20 protein-coding genes are annotated in these 21,912 nt (G+C 73.6%); 12 read left to right on the top strand and 8 right to left on the bottom strand.

What is annotated here, in order from left to right:
* Positions 1-9: 9 nt before the first annotated feature.
* The gene (locus BM385_RS08075) at positions 10-393 is read left to right on the top strand and encodes a cupin domain-containing protein (RefSeq protein WP_019435560.1); all 384 of its coding nucleotides are present in this window, start codon (positions 10-12) and stop codon (positions 391-393) included.
* A 156-nt stretch (positions 394-549) separates the two neighbouring features.
* Positions 550-873, top strand: coding sequence for a divalent-cation tolerance protein CutA (gene cutA, locus BM385_RS08070; protein ID WP_093842630.1), 324 nt, complete (start codon positions 550-552; stop codon positions 871-873).
* Here the strand turns inward: cutA and BM385_RS08065 are convergent.
* Positions 860-1,315, bottom strand: coding sequence for a lamin tail domain-containing protein (locus tag BM385_RS08065; protein WP_019435558.1), 456 nt, complete (start codon positions 1,313-1,315; stop codon positions 860-862). The two genes, cutA and BM385_RS08065, sit on opposite strands and share 14 nt — an antisense overlap.
* Before the next feature lie 184 nt (positions 1,316-1,499).
* On the opposite strand from BM385_RS08065, the gene BM385_RS08060 reads away from it, so the two are divergent.
* Positions 1,500-2,264: an SDR family oxidoreductase gene (locus BM385_RS08060; protein ID WP_093842629.1), complete on the top strand. Its 765-nt coding sequence runs from the start codon at positions 1,500-1,502 to the stop codon at positions 2,262-2,264.
* A 10-nt stretch (positions 2,265-2,274) separates the two neighbouring features.
* Here the strand turns inward: BM385_RS08060 and BM385_RS08055 are convergent, their stop codons facing one another.
* The gene (locus BM385_RS08055; protein ID WP_093842628.1) at positions 2,275-2,799 is read right to left on the bottom strand and encodes a GNAT family N-acetyltransferase; all 525 of its coding nucleotides are present in this window, start codon (positions 2,797-2,799) and stop codon (positions 2,275-2,277) included.
* A gap of 389 nt (positions 2,800-3,188) precedes the next feature.
* Here BM385_RS08055 and BM385_RS08050 point away from each other — a divergent pair, with 389 nt between their 5' ends.
* From BM385_RS08050 to nirD, 3 genes are read left to right on the top strand one after another with little or no spacing between them, the layout of a single operon-like run.
* The gene (locus BM385_RS08050; protein ID WP_093842627.1) at positions 3,189-4,337 is read left to right on the top strand and encodes an NAD(P)/FAD-dependent oxidoreductase; all 1,149 of its coding nucleotides are present in this window, start codon (positions 3,189-3,191) and stop codon (positions 4,335-4,337) included.
* Positions 4,337-6,925, top strand: a complete 2,589-nt coding sequence (nirB, locus tag BM385_RS08045) for a nitrite reductase large subunit NirB (RefSeq protein ID WP_093842626.1) — start codon at positions 4,337-4,339, stop codon at positions 6,923-6,925. Before BM385_RS08050 ends, nirB begins: the two co-directional genes overlap by 1 nt.
* A complete protein-coding gene (gene nirD, locus BM385_RS08040; RefSeq protein WP_019436178.1) occupies positions 6,925-7,281 on the top strand; it encodes a nitrite reductase small subunit NirD in 357 nt (118 codons plus the stop codon). Before nirB ends, nirD begins: the two co-directional genes overlap by 1 nt.
* A 15-nt stretch (positions 7,282-7,296) precedes the next feature.
* Here nirD and BM385_RS08035 read toward each other — a convergent pair whose 3' ends face one another.
* The 5 genes from BM385_RS08035 to BM385_RS08015 all read right to left on the bottom strand — a co-directional run bounded on the left by BM385_RS08035 (position 7,297) and on the right by BM385_RS08015 (position 13,540).
* A complete protein-coding gene (locus BM385_RS08035; protein ID WP_175542946.1) occupies positions 7,297-9,789 on the bottom strand; it encodes a glycoside hydrolase family 65 protein in 2,493 nt (830 codons plus the stop codon).
* Positions 9,790-9,794: 5 nt separating this feature from the next.
* Positions 9,795-10,553: an HAD family hydrolase gene (locus BM385_RS08030; protein ID WP_093842625.1), complete on the bottom strand. Its 759-nt coding sequence runs from the start codon at positions 10,551-10,553 to the stop codon at positions 9,795-9,797.
* A 77-nt stretch (positions 10,554-10,630) separates the two neighbouring features.
* Complete coding sequence (locus tag BM385_RS08025) at positions 10,631-11,317, bottom strand: helix-turn-helix domain-containing protein (protein WP_019436181.1); 687 nt, start codon at positions 11,315-11,317, stop codon at positions 10,631-10,633.
* Positions 11,318-11,389: 72 nt separating this feature from the next.
* Positions 11,390-11,923 (bottom strand): hypothetical protein, encoded by a 534-nt coding sequence (locus BM385_RS08020; RefSeq protein WP_093842624.1) that lies wholly within the window; start codon positions 11,921-11,923, stop codon positions 11,390-11,392.
* A gap of 189 nt (positions 11,924-12,112) precedes the next feature.
* Positions 12,113-13,540, bottom strand: a complete 1,428-nt coding sequence (locus tag BM385_RS08015; RefSeq protein ID WP_093842623.1) for an endo-1,4-beta-xylanase — start codon at positions 13,538-13,540, stop codon at positions 12,113-12,115.
* 136 nt (positions 13,541-13,676) lie between these two features.
* On the opposite strand from BM385_RS08015, the gene BM385_RS08010 reads away from it, so the two are divergent.
* The gene (locus tag BM385_RS08010) at positions 13,677-14,714 is read left to right on the top strand and encodes a LacI family DNA-binding transcriptional regulator (RefSeq protein WP_019436184.1); all 1,038 of its coding nucleotides are present in this window, start codon (positions 13,677-13,679) and stop codon (positions 14,712-14,714) included.
* Positions 14,715-14,943: 229 nt separating this feature from the next.
* Here the strand turns inward: BM385_RS08010 and BM385_RS08005 are convergent, their stop codons facing one another.
* Positions 14,944-15,249 carry a YciI family protein gene (locus BM385_RS08005; RefSeq protein ID WP_093842622.1) on the bottom strand — a complete coding sequence of 102 codons (306 nt, stop codon included), beginning with the start codon at positions 15,247-15,249 and terminating at the stop codon, positions 14,944-14,946.
* 251 nt (positions 15,250-15,500) lie between these two features.
* Here BM385_RS08005 and BM385_RS08000 point away from each other — a divergent pair, with 251 nt between their 5' ends.
* From BM385_RS08000 to BM385_RS07980, 5 genes are all read left to right on the top strand, one after another.
* Positions 15,501-16,796 carry an extracellular solute-binding protein gene (locus tag BM385_RS08000; protein WP_093842621.1) on the top strand — a complete coding sequence of 432 codons (1,296 nt, stop codon included), beginning with the start codon at positions 15,501-15,503 and terminating at the stop codon, positions 16,794-16,796.
* Positions 16,797-16,811: 15 nt separating this feature from the next.
* Positions 16,812-17,708, top strand: coding sequence for a carbohydrate ABC transporter permease (locus BM385_RS07995; RefSeq protein ID WP_019436187.1), 897 nt, complete (start codon positions 16,812-16,814; stop codon positions 17,706-17,708).
* A complete protein-coding gene (locus BM385_RS07990) occupies positions 17,705-18,541 on the top strand; it encodes a carbohydrate ABC transporter permease (protein ID WP_093842620.1) in 837 nt (278 codons plus the stop codon). Before BM385_RS07995 ends, BM385_RS07990 begins: the two co-directional genes overlap by 4 nt.
* Before the next feature lie 53 nt (positions 18,542-18,594).
* Complete coding sequence (locus tag BM385_RS07985) at positions 18,595-20,886, top strand: beta-xylosidase/alpha-l-arabinosidase (RefSeq protein ID WP_093842619.1); 2,292 nt, start codon at positions 18,595-18,597, stop codon at positions 20,884-20,886.
* Positions 20,887-20,949: 63 nt separating this feature from the next.
* Complete coding sequence (locus tag BM385_RS07980) at positions 20,950-21,894, top strand: SDR family NAD(P)-dependent oxidoreductase (protein WP_093842618.1); 945 nt, start codon at positions 20,950-20,952, stop codon at positions 21,892-21,894.
* Positions 21,895-21,912: the final 18 nt, after the last annotated feature.

The raw sequence follows: 21,912 nt of genomic DNA, 5'->3' as shown, positions 1-21,912 counted from the left end.
CATGGAAGGGTGACCGACACCACGCAGCACACCACGCATCTGAGCGCCCTGGCCGATCATCACCTCAGCCGGGCCCGGGAGGCCGAGCACGGCCGCAGCGCGCATCTGTTCCTGCACGACGGCCCGTTGCGGCAGAGCGTCATCGCCCTGACGGCGGGCGCGGAGCTGGAGGAGCACAACGCCCCGCCGGCCGCCAGTCTGTACCTGGTCCGGGGGTCCGTCCGGGTGGTGCCGGCCGAGGGGCAGGGCGCGAGCATCCCGCTGACGGAGGGCGAGATCCTGAAGGTGCCGCAGGTACGGCACGCGGTGGTGGCGCTGGAGGACGCGGTGCTGGTGCTCACCTCGGTGACGGCGGTGCCGGATGCCGACGTTCCCGGTGCCGGCTGGGGCTGATGCGGCGCTCGGACGCGGCGCTGCGGGCGAAGCCGCTGCCGTAGCCGACGCGGTACGCGCCGGGCGCCCGGCGCCGTCACCGACTGCGGGCGTGTGGCGCGGCCGGTGCGTTGGATAGCCTCCCGGAGACCGGAAACGAGCCCCGGGAGGCTGCCGATGACCACCCATGTCCTGGCCTGCACGACCACCGACAGCGAGCAGTCGGCCCGCGAGCTGGCCGCCTCGGCGATCGAGGCCCGGCTCGCGGCCTGCGCCCAGGTGGAAGGGCCGATCACCAGCGTGTACCGCTGGCAGGGCGAGGTGGAGACGGCCACCGAGTGGCGCGTCACCTACAAGACGACGGCGGCCCGCTACCCGGACCTTCAGGCGCACCTCCTCGCCCGCCACCCGTACGACACCCCGGAGCTGATCACGACCCCGGTCACCGGGGGCAGCGACGCCTATCTGCGGTGGCTGGAGGAGCAGGTCAGCAGTTCTTGAACTCGACCTTGGGGTTGTTGTACGAGCAGGAGTGCACCTTGGTGCCGTTGGCCTTGCGCAGGGTGGCGGTGTCCTTGTCGTTGTTCCAGACGTAGGCGCGCCGGTTCTGGTAGACGTTGCTCGCGGTGTTCTTGCCCGACCCGGTGCGCACCGTCACCGACTTGCCGGAGCCCAGCGTGAACGTGCCGAAGGTGTACGTGTGCTTCTGGGCGTCCGTCAGCGTCCAGCCCTTGAGGCTCACCGCCTTGGTGGTGGAGTTGGTGATCCGCACCCACTCCCCGTTGAGGCTGGCGTTGCTCCGGTCGTCCTTGCCGGGGCTGTTGTAGTGGATCTTGCTGATCTTCACGGCTCCGGCCGCCTGCGCGCCGCCGGCCGTTCCGAGCGGCAGCAGCAGGGCCACCACACAGGTGGCCAGCAGTGCGGTTAAGCGCGAGCGTGTCATGTTTCTCCTTGCATTGCGCACAGAGTCGCCCCATGAGGCGACGAGGTGAACGAGATTTTAGGGAAACCCGATGAGCGTGCGCAGGCGTTCGTTCTCATTCGTGCGGCGGCGTCTGCGGCGCGTCACATCGGTGGCGCCCCACGGGTCATGGCAGAAGAGAATCCCCGCACGGAGGAGAGACGCCATGGCAGCACCCATCCTGGTCACCGGCGGCACCGGCACCCTCGGCCGGCAGGTCGTGCCCCTGCTGCGCGACGCCGGACAGCGGGTGCGGGTGCTCAGCCGGCACGAGCACCCGGCGAGCGAGGGCGTCGAGTACGTCACGGCCGATCTGCTCGCGAACGAGGGTGTCGAACGGGCGGTGGCCGGGGCGGAGACGATCCTGCACCTCGCGGGCGGGCCCAAGGGCGACGTGGAGGCGACCCGCAACCTGGTGCGGGCGGCGGCGGAGGCCGGGGCGCGGCATCTGGTGCTGATCTCGGTCATCGGCGCGGACCGGGTCCCGGTCGGCTACTTCCGCATGAAGCACGGCACGGAAGCGGCCGTGGCCGGATCCGGCATCCCGTGGACCACGCTGCGCGCGGCGCAGTTCCACGACCTGGTGCTGATGGTGCTGCGGAAGATGGCGAAGCTCCCGGCGGTCCCGGCCCCGAAGCAGGTCCGGCTGGAGCCGGTGGACGCCCGCGACGTGGCGGCCCGGCTCGCCGAACTGGCCCTGGGCTCCCCGGCCGGCCTGGTGCCCGACCTGCCGGGCCCCACGGTGTACGCGGCACCCGACCTGGTCCGCTCCTACCTCGGCGCCACCGCCACCCGCCGCCCGGTCCTCCCGCTCCCGCTGCCACCCCGGGCGGGCCGGGTCTACCGGGAGGGCGGCAACCTGGCCGCCGAGGGCGTCACCCGGGGAGCGCGCTCCTGGGAGGACTTCCTGCGCGAACGGGTGAGCGCGTAGCCGGGGCGGCTCACCAGATGTCGCCGTCGCGCCAGTCGCAGACCAGTTCGCCCGTCGTGTCCAGCGGGACCGGGCCGGGGAGGATGTGGACCGTGCCGTCCCACTCCTCCGTGCGGGCGATGCCCATCGGGGTCAGCGCCCAGGTGCGGCCCTGCCACGGCTGCCAGCCGCGGTCCTGCCAGTACGGCGCCGTGCCGGGGCGGGCGGACAGCGCGCCCAGGTCGTACGCCGCCGCGATCACCCGTTCCAGGACGCCCGTCACCGTGCGGCCGTGGCCCCGGCCCCGGTGGTCGGGGTGGACGCCCAGCGCCTCGACGTAGCCGGTGCGCAGCGCCCGGCCGGCGTGGATGAGGCGGCGCTGCACCACCGCGCCGTGCGCGATCAGCCGGTCGCCGTCGCTGTCCCACACCATGGTGTGCAGGCCGCCGAGCGTGTGGTCCCAGTCGTGTTCGGCCAGCCCCAGCAGGCCCCGGATGGCGCGCAGGGTCGGGGTGGACAGTTCCGCGGTGTGGGCGGTGCGTACGTGCGGCGTCATCCTGTGCCTCCACGATTGCTGCGGGCTCCGGTACGGACGGGATCGGTGCCGGCGTCACCGCCGTGACGCGGCGTCAGGACGCGGGCCCCGCGGTGCGGCTCCCGGTGCCGGGGGACGGCCGGGGAACGGGCGGCCGGGGCGGGCGGGGCGGTGTGCGGGCCGGTCGCGGGGGCGCCGGCCGGGTCGCCTTCATGACCGGCAGCGTACGGCCGCCGCCGGTGGCCGGGGCGGCCGTTAAGCGGGGCATAAGGCGGCGCTGAGCGGTCCTTAACCACCCGCCGGGCGGCTCACAGCGGGCCGCCCCGGACGCTGAGGGCAGCGTTGCCCGGGGGAAACGGGGGTGATGCGGGCGGGTAACGCGCACCGCGCACGCTCAGGGCATGGCAGATGTGGTGATCGTCGGCGGCGGGATGGCCGCCGCCCGGCTGGCGCGCCGGATCGACGCGCCCACCACCGTGATCGCCGGGGAGCGGGGCCCGGCGTACAACCGGGTACTGCTGCCCGGCGTGCTCGCGGGACAGTACGGGCCCGAGGTGATCGCCCTGCCGCAGCCGGGCGAGCGGGTGCGCTGGCGCGCCGGGGTGCGGGCCACCGCGATCGACACCGCCGCCCGTACGGTCCGGTGCGACGACGGTTCGTCCGAGCCGTACGGCACGCTGGTGCTGGCCACCGGCGCCGCGCCGGTGCTGCCGCCGCTGCACGACGGCGTCCTGCCCGAGGGCGTACGGGCGTTCCGCACCCTGGACGACGCGCTGGCGCCGCCCGGGGCGCGGGCGGTGGTGATCGGTGGCGGCCTGTCGGGGGTGTCGGCCGCGGCGGCGCTCGCGGTGCGCGGCACCGAGACGGTGCTGGTGCAGCAGGGCGAACGGCTCATGGAGCGGCAGCTGGACGCCGGGGCGTCCGCCGTGCTGCGGGAGCGGCTGACCGCGCTGGGCGTCGAGGTGCACACCGCGTGCCGGGTACGGCGGCTGCTGCCCGGGGCGGTCCAGCTGGCCGACGCCTACGAACTCGCCGCCGACACGGTGATCCTGGCCTGCGGCGCGCTGCCGCTGACCGGGCTCGCCCGCGACGCCGGGCTGCGCACCGGCCGCACCGGCGGGGTGATCGTCGACGACCGGCTGCGGACCTCCGACCCGCACATCCACGCCATCGGCGACTGCGCCGAACACGCCGGACGGGCCTACGGGCTGGCCTCGGCCGCGCTCGAACAGGCGGATGTGCTGGCCGAGCTGCTGGCCGGCCGCCCGGGCGCCGCCTACCGCGGCTCCCGCCCGCTGTACCGGCTCTCGCTGCCGGGACCCATCGATCTGGCGGCGTTCGGCACCACCGGCGCCGACCCCGGCGACGACACGGTGCGGCTCGCCGACGCCACCCGGGGCACGTACCGCAGCCTCGTGGTGCGCGGCGACCGGCTGCGCGGCGGGGTGCTGGTCGGCGACCTCGGCGCCGTCGGCACGCTCACCCGCACCTGGGAGGCGGACGAGCCGCTGCCCGCCACCCCTCTGCTCCATCTGCTCACCCACGACGGAGGTAACTGATGTCCACGGACACCATCGTGCTCATCGGGCACGGGATGGTCGGCCAGCGCTTCCTGGAGGAGCTGGCCGAGCGCGGCGTCACCGCCCGCTCCCGGGTGATCGTGCTCGCCGAGGAGGCCAGGCCCGCGTACGACCGGGTGCGGCTCACCTCGTACTTCTCGGGCGTCACCCCGGACGAACTCTCCCTCACCCCGCCCGGGTTCGCGCGGGAGCACGGCATCGAGCTGCTGCTGTCCGACCCGGCCGAGTCCATCGACCGGGCCGCCCGCACGGTCACCGCCCGCTCGGGCCGGGTGATCCGGTACGACACGCTGGTGCTGGCCACCGGCTCGGCGCCGTTCGTGCCGCCGGTGGAGGGCCGGGACGCCCCCGGCTGCTTCGTGTACCGCACGATCGAGGATCTGCTGGCCATCGAGGAGTGGGCCAAGTCGGACCGCACCCGCTCGGGGGTGGTGGTCGGCGGCGGGCTGCTGGGTCTTGAGGCGGCGGGCGCGCTGCGCGGGCTCGGCCTTGACACGCACATCGTGGAGTTCAACCCGCGGCTGATGCCCGTCCAGGTGGACGAGGGCGGCGGCGCGGCGCTGCGCCGCACCGTGGAGGAGATGGGGCTGACCGTGCACACCGGGGTCGGCGGGCAGCGCATCCGCACCCGTGCCGAGGACGGCGCGGTCAGCGGCATGGACCTGTCGGACGGCTCGTCCGTGGACGCCGAACTGGTGGTCTTCTCGGCCGGGGTGCGCCCCCGGGACGCGCTGGCCCGGGCCGCCGGGCTGACGGTCGGTGAGCGCGGCGGCGTCGCGGTCGACGAGCGCTGTGTCTCGGTGTCCGACCCGGCGGTGTACGCGATCGGCGAGTGCGCGCTGGCGGCGGACGGCCGGGTGTACGGCCTGGTGGCGCCGGGCTACGAGATGGCCGCCACCGCCGCCCGGGCCATCGCCGGGCAGGACGGGGCGGCCGGGTTCACGGGGGCCGACACCTCCACCAAGCTGAAGCTGCTCGGAGTGGACGTGGCCTCGTTCGGCGACGCGCACGGCACGGCGGACGGCGCGCTGGACGTGGTGTACGCCGACTCCCGCTCCGGGGTGTACAAGAAGCTGGTGATCGGCCCGGACGGCACCCTGCGCGGCGGGGTGCTGGTGGGGGACGCCGACGCGTACGGCATGCTGCGCCCGCTCACCGGCAGCGTGCCGCCCGCCCCGCCCGAGCAGCTGGTGCTGCCCGCCGGGCTGGCGCCGCCCACCGCGCTCGGGCCGGGCGCGCTGCCCGACGAGGCGGTGATCTGCTCCTGCCACAACGTCACCAAGGGCACCATCCGGGCCGCCGTCACCGACCACGCCTGCACCTCGCTGCCCGAGGTGAAGAAGTGCACCCGGGCGGGCACCGGCTGCGGCAGCTGCGTCAAGGTACTGGGCCAGCTCGTCAACGAGGAACTGGCGGCCGGCGGGGCCGAGATCGACAGCGGCCTGTGCGGCTGCTTCGCGCAGACCCGCCGGGAGCTGTACGAGATCGTGCTGGCGCTGCGCATCACCGGCTTCCGGCAGCTCCTGGACGGCCACGGCCGCGAGGCGGCGCGCGGCGGCGAGGGCTGCGAGATCTGCAAGCCGGCGGTGGCCTCGATCATCGCCTCGCTCGCCCCGTCCATCGGCGCCGGCGGCCATGTGCTGGACGGCGAACAGGCCGCCCTCCAGGACACCAACGACCACTTCCTCGCCAACATCCAGCGCAACGGCTCCTACTCGGTGGTGCCGCGCATCCCGGGCGGCGAGATCACCCCGGAGAAGCTGATCGTCATCGGGGAGGTCGCCCGCGACTTCGGCCTCTACACCAAAATCACCGGCGGGCAGCGCATCGACCTGTTCGGCGCCCGCGTGGACCAGCTGCCCGCCATCTGGGGCCGGCTGGTGGACGCCGGGTTCGAGTCGGGGCACGCGTACGGGAAGTCGCTGCGCACCGTCAAGTCGTGCGTGGGCTCCACCTGGTGCCGCTACGGGGTGCAGGACAGCGTGCGGATGGCCATCGATCTGGAGCTGCGCTACCGAGGGCTGCGCTCCCCGCACAAGCTCAAGTCCGGGGTCTCGGGCTGCGCGCGCGAGTGCGCGGAGGCGATGGGCAAGGACTTCGGGGTGATCGCCACGGCGAACGGCTGGAACCTGTACGTCGGCGGCAACGGCGGCGCCACCCCGCGGCACGCCGATCTGCTGGCGCAGGACCTGTCGGACGCCGAACTCGTGCGGCTCATCGACCGGTTCCTGATGTTCTACATCCGCACCGCCGACCGGCTGGAGCGCACCTCGGTGTGGCTGGAGCGGATCGAGGGCGGTCTCGACCATGTCCGGGACGTCGTGGTGCACGACTCGCTCGGCATCTGTGCGGAGTTGGAGGCGCTGATGGCGGCGCATGTGGCCGGCTACCGCGACGAGTGGGCGCAGGTGATCGAGGATCCGGAGAAGCTGCGGCGGTTCGTGTCCTTCGTCAACGCGCCGGACGTACCGGACCCCAGTGTGCGGTTCGTGCCGGAGCGGGGGCAGAGCAAGCCCGATCTGGTGCTGCTGTCCGGCCCGGAGATCCCGGTCGGGGGGCGGGTGTGATGGCCGGGGAGCGGATCGAGGTCAGGTGCGGCACCGGGTGGGTGCCGGTGTGCGCGGCGGACGGTCTGGTGCCGGGGCGCGGGGTGGCGGCGCTGCTGCCGGACGGGCGGCAGATCGCGGTGTTCACCGACCGCTCGGGCACGGCGTACGCGATCGGCAACCGGGACCCGTTCACCGGCGCTTACGTCCTCTCGCGCGGGCTGCTGGGCTCGGCGGGCGGGCGGGCCTTCGTGGCGTCGCCGCTGCTGAAGCAGCGGTTCGATCTGCGCACCGGACGGTGCCTGGACGACGACGATCCGGCCCGCTCCGTCCCTGTCCATCCGGTCCGGGTCCGGCCGGCGGACACGCGAGCGTAGGGCCCGTCCGGTCGGTCAGGACAGGGTGCTCTCCCGCAGCGGCATCAGCCGGTTCTCGCCCGGCGCCACCTCGAAGCCGACGCCGTCGCGCGGGCCCGCCCCGTCCCGCGCGACATAACCATCGGCGAGCTGCACCCGTACCGGCTCCTCCTCCCACGGCGGGACGCCCACCCACAGCTGGCCCGGCTTCATCCGCACCTGGATGCCGCCGTCGCTGCGGTAGCGCACCGAGAACCCGTACTCCGACAGCTCCGGCAGCGGCGCCGGGTCCATCCACAGCACCCCGTCCCGCGCCTCCAGGCCGGTCAGCCCGCGTTGCAGCAGGTCGAGGGTGCCCGCCATGGCGCCCAGGTGGATGCCCTCGGCCGTCGTCCCGCCCTGGATGTCGGCGACGTCGCTGGCCAGCGCCTCCTGCAACTGCTCCCAGGCGTCCCGGTGCCGGGCCCTGGCCAGCACCCAGGCGTGCACCAGACCGCTGAGCGTGGAGCCGTGGCTGGTACGGGCCAGGTAGTAGTCGACGGTGCGCCGCCAGGTCGCCTCGTCCAGGTCGTAGCCGAGCCGGCCGAACAGCCGGCCCAGCTCGGCGGGGGTGAACAGATAGCCCAGCATGAGCACATCGGCCTGCTTGGACGCCTGGTAGCGGTTGACGCTGTCGCCCTCCGCCTCCAGGATGCGATCCAGCCGGCGGATGTCGCCGTGCCGGGCGCGCAGCCCTTCCCAGTCCAGCTCGGCCAGTTCGCCGTAGCCCGCGAACTGGCTCACCACGCCCCGGTGGAAGGGCACGTACAGCCGCCGGGACACCTCGTCCCACAGCTCGGTCTCGCCGGGCCGCATGTCGAGCCGGGCGAACAGGTCGTCGCGGCGGGAGGCGGGCAGCTCGCGGGTCAGCTCCAGGGCGCGGGCCAGCACCCAGGCGGCGGTGACGTTGGTGTAGGCGTTGTCGTCCAGGCCGGGCCGGTCCGCGTCCGGATACCCCTCGTGGTACTCGTCCGGGCCGACCACCTGCTTGATGCGGTACCGGCCGAGATCGTCGTCGAAGACCGCCGAGTCGGCCCAGAAGCGGGCGATCTGCACCAGCATCTCGGCGCCCTCGGCGTGCAGGAACCCGGTGTCGCCGGTGGCCTGCCCGTACCGCCACACGTTGTACGCGATGGCCGAGCCGACATGGTGCTGGAGCCGGGAGTGGTCGGGCAGCCAGCGCCCCGAACGCGGGTTGAGGTGCACCTCGGGGGTCTCCTCGCGGCCGTCGCTGCCGCTCTGCCACGGGAAGCGGGCGCCGTCCCGGCCGATCGCGCGGGCGGCGCGCAGCGCCTGCGGCAGCCGGCGGTACCGGTAGGTCAGCAGCGCCCGGGACACCTCGGGGAAGTGCAGGTTCAGATAGGGCAGGACGAACAGCTCGTCCCAGAAGACATGCCCCCGGTACGCCTCGCCGTGCAGGCCGCGCGCGGGCACGCCCACGTCCAGGTCGGCGGTGTGCGGGGAGAGCGTCTGGAGGACGTGGAACAGGTGCAGCCGCAGGATGTGCCCGGCCTCGCCCGGCGCCTCGACGTCGGCGCGCCGCCACAGCCGTTCCCAGGCGGCGGCGTGCGAGCCGAGCAGGGTGTTGAAGTCCCCGGCGTGCCGGACGCGTTCGAGCGCGGCCTCCAGCGGGCCGCTGATCGCGCGGTCCCTGGAGGTGTGCAGGGCCACCGTCTTCTCCACCGTCACCGGCTTCTTCGGGCCGATGGGGACGGTGAGCCGCTGGGCGGCGCGGCGGCCGGCCAGCTTGGTGAGCACCTGTTCCGGCTTGCGGCGCCCGGCGCGGCAGCGGGTGCGGGCGGCGAGCGCGACATGGATGGCCGAGCGGGTGGTGCGGCAGTGCAGCCACACGGTGTCGGCGGCGTCGGGCGCCGCGCCCGTCCTGACCTTGGTGAGGTGCGCGCCGGCCAGGTCGCGGTAGCGGGCGACGCCGTTGTTGGCGACGGTGCCGTCGATGGCCGAGTCGACCTCGACGGTGCCGTGCCAGTCCTCGGCGGTGAAGGTGGTGCGCAGCGCGGCCAGGTGCGGGTCGCCCATGTGCACGAGCCGGGTCTGTTCCACGCCCAGGTGCCGGCCGTGGGCGTCGCGGAAGCGCAGCGCGCGGTGCAGGGTGCCCTGCCGCAGGTCGAGCCACTGGCGGTACAGCAGCAGCCCGTCGCGTTCGCGGTCGGGGGAGAACCAGCGTCCGGGCGGCCCGTCGTCGGGGTGGATGCGGAAGCGCAGCGGCAGCCAGTTGGGGAGGTTGACGATGTCCTCGTTCTCCACGTCGCGTCCCGCGACGTGCGAGGTGAGCCGGTTGTAGCAGCCGGCCACGTACGTCCCGGGGTAGTGGGCGGCGCCGGCCGTCACCTCGGGGGCGGCGCCCCGGGTGGCGAAGTAGCCGTTGCCGAGGGTGCACAGCGCCTCCCGCAGCCGTTCGCTGCGCGGGTCGTAGTCCTCGTACGCCCAGATCCACTCGTCCGTCAGCCGGCTCAGCTCGATGGAGGTCACCGCGCTCACCTCCCGCCGTCGTCGGGGGCCAGCAGTTCGCCGAGATCCGTCACGACGAGGTCGGCGCCGTGGTCGCGCAGGTCGCCGGCGCTGGTGGCGGTGTGGGCCCGGTCCACGCCGATGACGAAGGAGAAGTCGCCGCGCCGGCCCGCCTCGACGCCGGCCAGCGCGTCCTCGACGACGGCGGAGGCGTCCGGCGGCACGCCGAGCCGCCGGGCGCCCTCCAGGAAGAGCGCGGGGTCGGGTTTGCCGCGCAGCGCGAGGTGGGCGGCGTCGTTGCCGTCGACGACGGTCTGGAAGAGGGTGCGGACGCCGGTGTGCGCGAGCAGGTCGCGGGCGTGCCGGGAGGAGGAGACGGCGGCGCAGGGGACGCGTTCCTCGTACAGGGCGTGCAGCAGCCGGACGGTGCCGGGCCAGGCGTCCACGGAGCCGTCGGTGAGGCGGCGCAGGAACTCCTCCTCCTTGCGGGCGGCGACCGCGCAGACGCTGCCGGTGCCGGGCGGGTCGTCGGGGTCGCCGAAGGGCAGGCCGATGCCGCGCTGGGTGAGGAAGGAGGCGGCGCCGTCGAGCCGGGACTTGCCGTCGACGTAGCGCCGGTAGTCCTCGCCGGGGTCGAAGGGTGGCTGGCCGTGTTCGCGGCAGACCGGGTCGAAGGCCGCCTTCCAGGCGGCGGCGTGCGCGGGGGCCGAGTCGGTGATGACTCCGTCGGTGTCGAAGACGACGGCCCGGCACGCTTCCAGCTCCGGAACGGTGATGGCACTCATGGTTTCCATGGGAACCCCTGTTCGCCAGGTCGGCAACGGCAGCGGGCGGGGGCCGTGCGGGGTGCGGGCGGGGCGGGTCAGGAGTCCGCCGTGATCTCGCTGCCCGAGACCCGCTCGGGCCGGATGCGGACCCACAGCTGCCGGTCGCCGCCCGCCCACGGTTCGGTGTGCGCGGCCTCCTCCAGCCGGCGGCGGGTCTCCTCGTCGGTGACGAGCGAGGCGTGGCCGACGATGAGGACGCTCCAGCCCTGGCTGAGGGCCTCGTCGATGTGATCGACCTCGAAGGCCACCTCGTGCCCGGCGGCGGAGGCGACCGGGGAGCCGGCGGAGGTGCGCAGGACGACGCTGTCCCCGACGATCGAGTAGTTGACGGGGTAGATGCCGGGCCCGGCCTCGCTCTCCACGCCGATCCGGCCGACGCCGTAGTCGGGGATGCGGGCCCGGGACTCGGCGGCGTCCAGGGCCACCAGGCGCGCCTCGCGGTTGGCCCGGCCGCCGCCGGAGGCGACGTCGGAGCCGGTCAGCTCGGCCACGGTGGTGTCCAGGGCGCGGGCGACCCGGGTGAGCGAGCTGCGGCTGGGCTCGGCCGGGTGTTCCTCCAGGTAGGCGAGGTATTCCGGGGCGATCCCGGCGCGCCGGGCGACCTCCTCGCGGCTGAGGCCGAGCCGCTCGCGCAGCAGCACGACGCGGCGGCCGACGTCCGTACGGTGGTCGGCCGCCGTCTGCCGCGGGTGCGAGCGGTGTCCGGACCGTGGTCCTGCCATGGGCGACCACCTCCCTCACCCCAGCATGGCGCGGGGGCGGGCGGGCCGCTCGTCGATCACGGGTCGGAACACTCAGAACACGGTGTACGGGTCGCCCGCGGCGTTGTGCAGCAGGTGCGCGGGGGCGGTGCGGTCGATCGCCTCGCGCAGCCCGGTGAGCAGCGCGACGCGGTCGCCCGGGGCCAGCCCCAGGGCGCGGGCGGCCGCCCGGCCGCGGGCCGGGTCGAACTCGGGGAGCCCGGACAGTTCCTCGTCCAGTTCGGCCAGCACCCCGGCGACGGGGCGGGCGCGGCGGGACGGGCTGAGGTGGAGGTATTCCTTCCAGAACGGCACCGCGGTCATCAGCTCCAGGGCGGTGCGCAGCGAGCCGGCGAGCAGGGCGCACTCGCCCTCGGAGGAGGCGTAGAGGAGGGAGGCACCGTCGGCGAGGAAGTAGCTGCCGCCGGCCCCGCAGCCCGCGACGGGGGTGAGGGCGGCGCCCGAGCGCAGCGCGAGGCCGGGTTCCACCGGGTCGCGGCGGGTCACGTCGAAGTCGCAGGGCCACTCGAAGTACCGGAACAGCTCGGGCTGTTCGGCGATCCGGTCCAGCAGCTCACGGTCGCTCATGGGCGGAACGGTACGGCATCGCCGCCGGGGCGTCAGCGGGTGCGGGTCGGGGCCGGTACGGGCGCGGGTACGGCGCCGGTGCCGGTGCGGGTGGCCACCGCCGGCCGCAGCCGATGGTGACCACCCGGGACCCGGGCCCGGGCTCGGGCTCGGGCTCGGACCTCCCTGGGTCCGTGCCGGACGCCCGGCTCAGCCGGTCGCCGCCGTGCAGGCGGTGCCGTTCAGGCTCACCACCGGGGCCGAGTAGACGGCGCCGCTGTTGGTCTGGAACCCGAAGTTCAGGGTGCCGCCCGCCGGGATCGTCGCGTTGTGGGCGACGTTGCGCGCGGTCACCGTCGTCCCGGACTGGGTGAGCTGGGTGTTCCAGTGGCTGGTCACCGACTCCCCGGCCGGGAGGGTGAAGGTCACCGCCCAGCCGTTGAGGGCCTGCCGAGCGGTGACCCGGACGTCCACCACCGAGCCGGCGTTCCACCGGTTGGCCACCTGGTAGGCGGCCGTGCAGTCGGCGCCGGGGCCCGGGCCCGGACCCGGGTCGCCGCCGCCCGGGTCGCCGCCGAACGCCGTCAGGATGCCGTTGTAGGCGGGCTTGGGCTGGTAGTTGTCGTCGTACGGCAGCGCCGCGCCCTCGCCCGGGAACGTACCGGGCACCCACGAGTCCCGGTCGCTGAAGCCCCACACGGTGACGCCCGAGCAGCGCGAGACGTTCAGACACGCCTGCACCACGCGCGCGAACTGCTGGGACTGGCGCTCCAGCTTGGCCGCGTCGGACGGCATCTGCATCCGGATGTCCAGCTCGGTGACCACGACCTCCACGCCCAGGTCGGCGAACCGCTGGAGGTTGGCCTGATAGTCACTGGGCAACTGGTCCAGGATGAGGTGCGACTGGAAGCCCACCCCGTCGATCGGCACGCCCTGGGCGCGCAGATCGCGCACCAGGTTGTACAGCCCGGTGCTCTTCGCGTTGATGCCGTCCGTGTTGTAGTCGTTGATGAACAGCTTCGCGTCCGGGTCGGCCGCGCGCGCCGCGCGGAAGGCGTTCGCGATGTAGTCCCGGCCGAGCACCTGGAGCCACTTGGAGTTGCGCAGCGTCCCGTCCTCGTTGAACGCCTCGTTCACCACGTCCCAGCGGTTGATCTGCCCCTGGTAGCGGCCCATCACCGTGGAGATGTGGGTGTTCATGATCTGGTTCATCTCGGTGGCGCCGAAGTTGCCGTTCGCCAGCCAGCCCGGCATCTGGCTGTGCCACACCAGGGTGTGCCCGTACACCTGCTGGTCGTTGGCCTGCGCGAACTGCATCAGCCGGTCGGGGCCCGCCCAGTTGAACGAGCCGCGCTGCGGCTGGATGGACTCCCACTTCATGACGTTCTCGGCGGTGACGCTGCTGAACTCGCGCGCCGCGATCCCGCTGTAGGTGGCGTCGCTCAGCCGGTGGTCGGCGACCGCCGTTCCGATGAATTTACCGCTTGTTGACGCCGCTTCGCGTAAGGTCGCCAGCTGAGCCGATGGCGCCTCGTCCGTGGTCGTCGGAGCTGCCTGTGCGCCGCCGTGCAGCGCCGCACCGGAGAGCAGGACCCCGGTGGCGACGACGACCGCGGCTCTGCGCAGTTGGGAAAACATGGCCGTCCCTTCCCATTGTCATGCCCCCGCAGGCTGACGGGACCGTTGTAAGGGGGACCATGGTGGGCGTCAACCCTTCCGGAATAATGTTGAAAAACTTCCGGCGGGAGTCGGCCGGCGGCAGAAAGTAGGGAACATGGGCGGCAACAAGGACCAGGGCGACGGTCGGCGCAAGGTCACCATCACAGCCATCGCCCGCGAGGCCGGCGTCTCGGTACCCACCGTCTCCCGGGTGGTCAACGGCCGCTCCGACGTCGCGCCCGACACCCGGGCGCGGGTGGAGGAGCTGCTGCGGAGCTACGGCTACCGGCGCCGTACGGTGGCCCCCGGCGACCGGGCGGCGCTGCTCGATCTCGTCTTCAACGACCTCGACAGCCCCTGGGCGGTGGAGATCATCCGGGGCGTGGAGGAGGTCGCGCACGCGGCCGGGGTCGGCACCGTCGTCTCCGCGATCCACGACCGGGCGGGCGCGGCCCGCCAGTGGATGAAGAACCTGCGGGCCCGCGCCTCCGACGGCGTCATCCTGGTCACCAGCGCCCTGGAGCCGGTCCTGCACAAGGAACTCCACCGGCTCGGCGTCCCGCTGGTGGTCATCGACCCGGCCGGCTCCCCCGCCCTGGACGCGCCGACGATCGGCGCCACCAACTGGGCCGGCGGCATGGCGGCCACCGAGCACCTGCTGGAACTCGGCCACCGCCGCATCGGACTGATCGCGGGCCCGCCCCGGCTGCTGTGCAGCCGCGCCCGGCTCGACGGCTACCGGGCGGCGCTGGAGAGCGCCGGGATACCCGTGGAGGACGAGTTGATCGCGCCCGGCGACTTCTACCACGAGTCGGGGTTCACCGGCTGCGAGACACTCATGGCGCTCGCCGAGCCGCCCACGGCGGTGTTCGCGGCCAGCGACCAGATGGCGCTCGGCGCGATCGAGGCACTGCGCCGCAAAGGGCTGCGGGTTCCGCAGGACGTGAGCGTGGTGGGCTTCGACGACCTCCCCGAGATGCGCTGGGCGGCGCCGCCGCTGACGACGGTGCGGCAACCCCTGGCCGACATGGGCAAGATGGCGGCCCGCACGGTGTTGCGCCAGGCCCAGGGCGACGAGATCGACTCCCCCCGGCTGGAACTGGCCACCGAACTGATCGTCCGCGCCAGCACGGCACCGCCTGCGGCGCGCTGAGCGGGGGCCACTGCGGGCGGCTGGGCGGTGGACGGCTTGCGGGCAGCTGGGCGGCCCGGACGGCCAGGGACCGGACGGAGCGGGTGACGGCCGGCAGACGCCGGCCACGGGCCGGACGGTAGCCGGACAGCGGTCAGCCTGCGGGCAGCGGGGGCCAGGCGGCAGCCGGCCAGCGGGCCCGGCCCGGATCGTCCTGAGTCCCGTCCCCTCCCGTCCCGGTCCTGCCCGGTCAGTCGCCGGGGCGGGCCAGCACCTCGGCCAGGGCCGGGTGGACGCGGCCGGGGGTGACGGCCGTGATGGTGTACGCCGCCACGCCGTTGGTCACGAACGGGTCCTCGGCGGCCAGCCGTTCCACGGCCGCGCGTTCCGGGCCGTGTGCCAGGATCACCCCGCCCTCGGAGGTGGGGACCGTCTGCCCGGAGAGCAGGAACGTGCCCGTCCCGTGGTGCCGTTCCAGGAAGGCGACGTGTCCGGGGACGAACGGCGCGGCGTCCTCCTCCGTCGCCGTGTAGCGCAGCCGGAGCACGAACAGCACGGTGACCTCCTCGGTCGGATGTTCCGGCGGAAGGCGGCCGTACGCCGGTGGTGGTACCGGCGATCCTGCCACCCGTGCCGCACCGGGCCGCACCGGGCCGCTTCCGCCCCGCGCCCGGGCCGCCGCGCGCTCCGCGCGGGCGCCCTCCCACCGGGCAGTCGTGTGCAAACCGTTGACGCCAACGCCCCGCCGCCGTAACTTTCTTCGGCACTTGCTCCGATAATTTTCGGCGACTTTCCGGAAGGTGTGCGATGCGTATCCGTACCCTGCGTCTCCTCGCCGCCACGGCGGCCTGTGCCGTGGCGACGACCACTCTGGCCGCCTGCGGCAGCGGCGGGCCGAGCCGCGGCGGGGGCGACACCCTCTCCGTGTGGGTCTATCAGGACGGCTCGACCGTCATCCAGGAAGAGTTCGTCGAGAAGTTCAACGAGACCTCCGACATCAAGATCGATCTCGTGCAGATCCCCGGCGACAACTACACCGACCGGATGCGCACCGCCATGGGCAGCCCCAACGCGCCCGATGTCTTCTTCAACTGGGGCGGCGGCTCCATCGCCGACTTTGTCGAGCAGGACATGCTGGTCGATCTCACGCCCATCCTGGACGAGGAGCCCGAACTCAAAGACGCCTTCATTCCCACCATCCTGGACGCGGGCGCCGTCGACGGGCGCTACTACGGCATACCTATGCGCGGCGTGCAGCCCGTCATCCTCTTCTACAACAAGACCGCCTTCGCCGAGGCCGGCGTCGAACCGCCCGCCACCTGGGACGACATGCTGCACGTCATCGACGTCTTCCTGGACCGCGACACCGTCCCGGCCGTCGTCGCCGGTGCCGACCCGTGGACCGAGCTGATGTGGCTGGAGTACCTGCTCGACCGGCGCGGCGGGGCCGAGATCTTCGACCGGATCCGCAACGGCGACGCGAGCGCCTGGTCCGACCCGGCGGTGCGCTGGATGGCCGACACCGTCAAGGAACTGGTGGACGCCGGCACCTTCGGCAACAACTTCCGCTCCGTCAACTACACCGCCGACGGCGCCTCCACCTTCTTCGCCCAGGGCGGCGGCGTGATGCACCTGATGGGCAGCTGGGAGTACGCCAACCAGCTCTCCCAGCAGCCCGAGTTCGCCGCCGAGGACCTGGGCTGGGCCGCCTTCCCGACCGTCCCGGACGGCACCGGTGACCCGGGCGCCCTGGTCGGCAACCCCACCAACTACTGGTCCATCAACTCCGAGGTCGAGGGCGAACGCCTGGACGCCGCCCTGGACTTCCTGCGGATGCACGCCGAGCCCGAGTACGCCCAGGCGCTGATCGACAACGGCGACATCCCCACCACCGCCAACGCCGAGAGCCTGCTGGACTCGCACGCCAGCCCGGAGTTCGCCCGCTTCCAGTACGACATGGTCGCCGAGGCGCCGTCCTTCACGCTCTCCTGGGACCAGGCGCTGCCGCCCGGCAAGGCGCCCGCCCTGCACGACAACATCGAGAAGCTGTTCGGCGGCCAGATGAGCCCCGAGGACTTCGTCGCCGCCATGCAGGACCTGTAAGGCGGGACGGCTCACGTGACCACCGCCCCCCGACGCCGTACCGGCCGCCCGGGCATTGCCTGGGCGGTCCCCGGCCTGCTCTTCTTCCTGTTCTTCGCCGCTGCGCCGATGCTCATCGTCGGCTACCTGTCCTTCACGCAGTGGGACGGTCTCAGCAACCCGTCCTGGACGGGCACCGACAACTGGGACCGGCTGTGGAACGACGACACCATGCGCCAGGCGATCGCGCTCAGCCTGCTGCTCACCGTCCTGACCTGGCTCTTCCAGACCCCCATCGCCCTGCTGCTGGGAGTGTGGGCGGCCGGCCGGCAGCGGACCCGCGCCCTGCTCTCCGCGATCTTCTTCCTCCCGCTGCTCGCCTCCTCGGTGGCGCTCGCCCTGCTCTGGAAGACGATCTTCGACCCCAACCTCGGCCTCAACGCCCAGATCGCCGACTGGCTGAACCTCTCCTCGGCCGATCTGCTGGGCTCCCCGCGCGGCGCGTTCGCCGCCGTCCTCTTCGTCACCGCCTGGCAGTTCATCCCGCTGCACACGCTCCTCTACCAGGGCGGCGCCCGGCAGATCCCGCAGTCGCTCTACGACGCCGCCGCGCTCGACGGCGCCGGCACCGTACGCCAGTTCTTCGCCATCACCCTCCCCCAGCTGCGCAACACCATCGTCACCTCCTCGGTGCTGATGGTCGTCGGCGCGCTCACCTACTTCGACACCGTGCTGATCCTGACCCGCGGCGGTCCGGGCGACGCGACCACCATCGTGCCGTTCCTGATGTACCGCACCGGCTTCCAGGCCTTCGATCTCGGCTACGCCAGCGCCGTGGCCACCGCCCTCGTCATCACCGCCACCGCCGTCTCCCTGCTCCTGGTACGGCTCACCGGCTTCAGCAAGATGCGCAGCACCCGGGAGGGGATATGAGCACATCCGCGCGCCGCCGGCGCCGCGCCAACATCCCGGCCGGGGCCGCCGCCTTCCTCTGGCTGGTCATCGTGGCCGTGCCGCTGTACATCCTGGTGGCCTCCACCGTGCAGTCCCGTTCCTCCTATCTGGAGAACGGACCGCTCTCGCTGCCCGGCGAGTTCACCCTGGACAGCTACCGCCGGGTCCTGGAGGGCGACTTCCCGCGCTATCTGCTCAACACGCTGATCGTCACGGTCGCCTGCGCGGCGATCGTGATCGTGCTGGCCGTCACCGTCGCGTACAGCATCATCCGCACCCGGACCCGGCTCTCCCGGCGGGTGTTCCAGATCTTCCTGCTGGGGCTGGCGATCCCGTCCCAGGCGGTGATCATCCCGATCTATCTGATCATCACCGAACTCCAGCTGTACGACACGCTGCTGGCGATCATCCTGCCCACCGCCGCGTTCTCGCTGCCCGTCAGCGTGCTGATCCTCGTCGGCTCGATGCGCGACATCGAGGAGGAGCAGTACGAGTCGATGGCGCTGGACGGCGCGGGCCCGGCCCGGGTGCTGTGGCAGCTGGTGGTGCCGATGACCCGGGGCGGCATCTCCACCGTCGGCGTGTTCTCGGCCCTCGGTGCCTGGAACGGCTTCCTGTTCCCGCTGATCCTCACCCAGTCGCGGGAGAACCGGGTGCTGACGCTGGGCCTGTACGACTACATCGGCGAGTTCCGGGTGGACATCCCGGCGCTGCTGGCCGCCGTCGTGCTGTCCATCGTGCCGATCTTCACCGCCTATCTCTTCGCCCGCCGCCAGCTGATCAACGGCCTGATGGGCGTCGGCGGTCGCTGACCGGCCGCCGCACGCCCCCTCCCCCGCACCACGACAAGGAGACCTGAGCCCTCATGGAGCAGCAGACGTGGCAGGACCCGTCCCGTCCGGCCGCCGAACGCGCCGCCGATCTCCTCGGCCGCCTCACCCTGGAGGAGAAGCTGGCACAGCTGAGCAGCATCTGGCCCAATTCGGACGGTGACGGGGAGGATGTCGCCCCGCTCCAGGGCCTGCTCACCGAACCCGACATGGACCTGGACGCCTTGCTGCCGCACGGCCTGGGCCAGCTGACCCGCCCCTTCGGCACCGCACCCGTCGAGCCCGCCGAGCGGGCCCGCTCGCTGGCCGCCGAGCAGCGCAGGATCGCCGCGGCCAACCGGCACGGCATCCCGGCCATCGCGCACGAGGAGTGCCTGACCGGCTTCACCGCCTGGCAGGCGACCGTACTGCCCACCCCGCTGGCCTGGGGCGCGACCTTCGACCCGGACCTGGTGGAGGAGGCCGCCGCCCTGATCGGCGCCTCGCTGCGGGAGGTCGGCATCCACCAGGGCCTGTCCCCGGTGCTCGACGTGGTGCGCGACCCGCGCTGGGGGCGCACCGAGGAGGCCATCGGCGAGGACCCGTACCTGGTGGCCACCATCGCCACCGGCTATGTGCGCGGCCTGGAGTCGTCCGGGGTGGTCGCCACCCTCAAGCACTTCGCCGGCTACGCGTCCTCGCGCGGCGCCCGCAACCACGCCCCGGTCGCCATGGGGCCGCGCGAGCTGGCCGATGTGGTGCTGCCGCCGTTCGAGATGGGGCTGCGCGAGGGCGGCGCCCGCTCGGTGATGGCCAGTTACGTCGATCTGGACGGGGTCCCGTCGCACGGCGACTCCTGGCTGCTCACCCAGCTGCTGCGCGAGGAGTGGGGGTTCACCGGCACGGTGGTCTCCGACTACTTCGGCGTGACTTTCCTGGAGACCAGCCACGGGGTGGCCGGCTCCCCGGCCGAGGCGGCGGTCCGCGCGCTGACCGCCGGGGTGGACGTGGAACTGCCCGCGGTCCGCGCGTACGGCATCCCGCTGCTGAAGGCCGTACGGTCGGGGGACGTTCCCGAGTCGGTGGTGGACCGCTCCGTGCTGCGGGTGCTGACCCAGAAGGCGGAACTGGGGCTGCTCGACCCCGGCTGGTCGCCCGAGCCGCCGGCCGTGCGCGAGGACCGCCCGGTCGATCTCGACCCGCCGGTCCTGCGGGACGCGGCCCGCCGGCTGGCCGAGGAGTCGGTGGTGCTGCTGGAGCACCGCGCCGGGGCGCTGCCGCTGGCGCCGGGCGCCAGGATCGCGGTGACCGGCCCGTTCGCCGACGAGGCGGCGGCGATGCTCGGCTGCTACAGCTTCCCGCGCCATGTCGGCCTGGAGTACCCGGAGCTGCCGCTGGGCGTCGCGGTGCCGACCCTGCTGGAGTCGCTGCGCGCCGAACTCCCGGACGCCGAGATCACCACCGGCGCGGACCGGGACGCCGATGTGATCGTGGTGGCCGTCGGCGACCGCTCCGGCCTCTTCGGGCGCGGCACCTCCGGCGAGGGCTGCGACGCCGCCGACCTCGAACTGCCCGAGAACCAGGGCGCCCTGCTGGACGAACTGCTCGGCGGGGCGGACGACGCGGGGACGGCGGACGGGCCGCCGGTCGTCCTGGTGCTGTTCACCGGACGGCCGTACGCGCTGGGCCGCTGGGCGGGCCGGGCCGCCGCGATCGTGCAGGCGTTCTTCCCCGGTGAGGAAGGGGGACCCGCGGTCGCCGGGGTGCTGTCGGGCCGGGTCAACCCGTCCGGACGGCTGCCGGTCGGCGTCCCCGTCCACCCCGGCGGCCAGCCGGCGGGCTATCTGGCGCCGCCGCTCGGGCAGGTGGGCGACCAGAGCTCCATCGACCCCACCCCGCTGTACCCGTTCGGGCACGGGCTGTCGTACACCTCTTTCGAGTGGACCGGCGCCCGCCTGTCGACCACGGCCACCGGCACCGACGGCACGGCGGACGCCGAGGTCACCGTCACCAATACGGGTGATCGCGCGGGGACGGAGGTGGTGCAGCTGTATCTGCACGATCCGGTCGCCGCCGTCGTCCGCCCGGTCAACCGGCTGATCGGCTACGCCCGGGTGGACCTGGCCCCCGGCGCCGCCGCCCGGGTGCGGTTCGCCTTCCACGCCGACCTGGCCGCGTACACCGTGGCCCCGGGCCGCCGCATCACCGATCCCGGCACGCTCGAACTGCGGCTGGCCGCCTCCAGCGGCGACATCCGGCACGCCCTGCCGCTCACCCTCACCGGGCCGGAACGGACGGTGGGCCACGACCGCCGGCTGCGCTGCCCGGCCGAGGTGACGCCCCTCTGATCGGGGCCGGGCCGTCCCTTCCGGGTTTCCGGTGGCCCGGAAGGGACGGCCTACGCTGGAGACATGGGCTGGACGGTACGCGACATTCCGGATCTGCGGGGCCGCACCGTGGTGGTGACCGGCGCCGGCGGCGGGCCGGGCTTCGTCACCGCGCGGGAACTGGCGCGCCGTGGCGCCCACACCATCCTGGCCTGCCGGGACCGGCGGCGCGGCGCGCGGGCGCTGGAGCGGCTGCTGGCCCAGGTGCCGGAGGCGCGGGCGGAACTGCGGCTGCTGGACCTGGCGGACCTGTCCTCGGTGCGCGCCTTCGCCGCCGGGTACGGCGACCGGCCGCTGGACGTCCTGATCAACAACGCGGGGCCCGCGCCCGTCGCGTACGGGCGGACGGCCGACGGCTTCGAGACGCAGTTCGGTGTCAGCCACCTGGGGCACTTCGCGCTCACCGGGCTGCTCCTGGACCAGCTGCTGGCGACGCCGGGCGCGCGGGTGGTGACCGTCTCCAGCCTGCTGCATCTGGCCGGGTCGGGGGTGCTGGACCCCGAGCGCCGCTACCGGCGGTGGCGCGCCCACAGCCGGTCGAAGGCGGCGAATCTGCTGTTCACCCATGAACTGGCCCGCCGGGCGCGGGCGGCCGGCGCCGATCTGCTGGCCGCCGCCGTCCACCCGGGGTTCGCGGAGACGGAGCCGGGCGGCGAGGACGCGGGGGACGCCGGGGGCGGCACGGGGCAGCGGCTCGCGCGCACCGCGCACCGGCTGTTCGCGGCCGGCCCGGAGGTGGGCGCCGCCCCGATCCTGTACGCGGCGACCGCCCCCGAGGTGACGGCGGACTCCTTCACCGGGCCGAGCGTGCTGGGCGGACGGCGGCTGCGCGGCGGCCCCGGCGCCGGCTGGCGCGCGCCGTGGACCCGGCGGGACGAGCCGGCCGAGCGGCTGTGGCGGCGCTCGGAGGAGCTGACGGGCGTACGGTACGAGGCGCTGCCGCCGGTACCGGCCCCGCCTCGGTCCTGATCCGCCTCGGTCCGGTCC

The sequence above is a fragment of the Streptomyces harbinensis genome (assembly GCF_900116145.1).
In the GTDB taxonomy this organism is placed as follows: domain Bacteria; phylum Actinomycetota; class Actinomycetes; order Streptomycetales; family Streptomycetaceae; genus Streptomyces; species Streptomyces carpaticus.
This window is presented reverse-complemented; position numbering and strand designations above follow the sequence as displayed.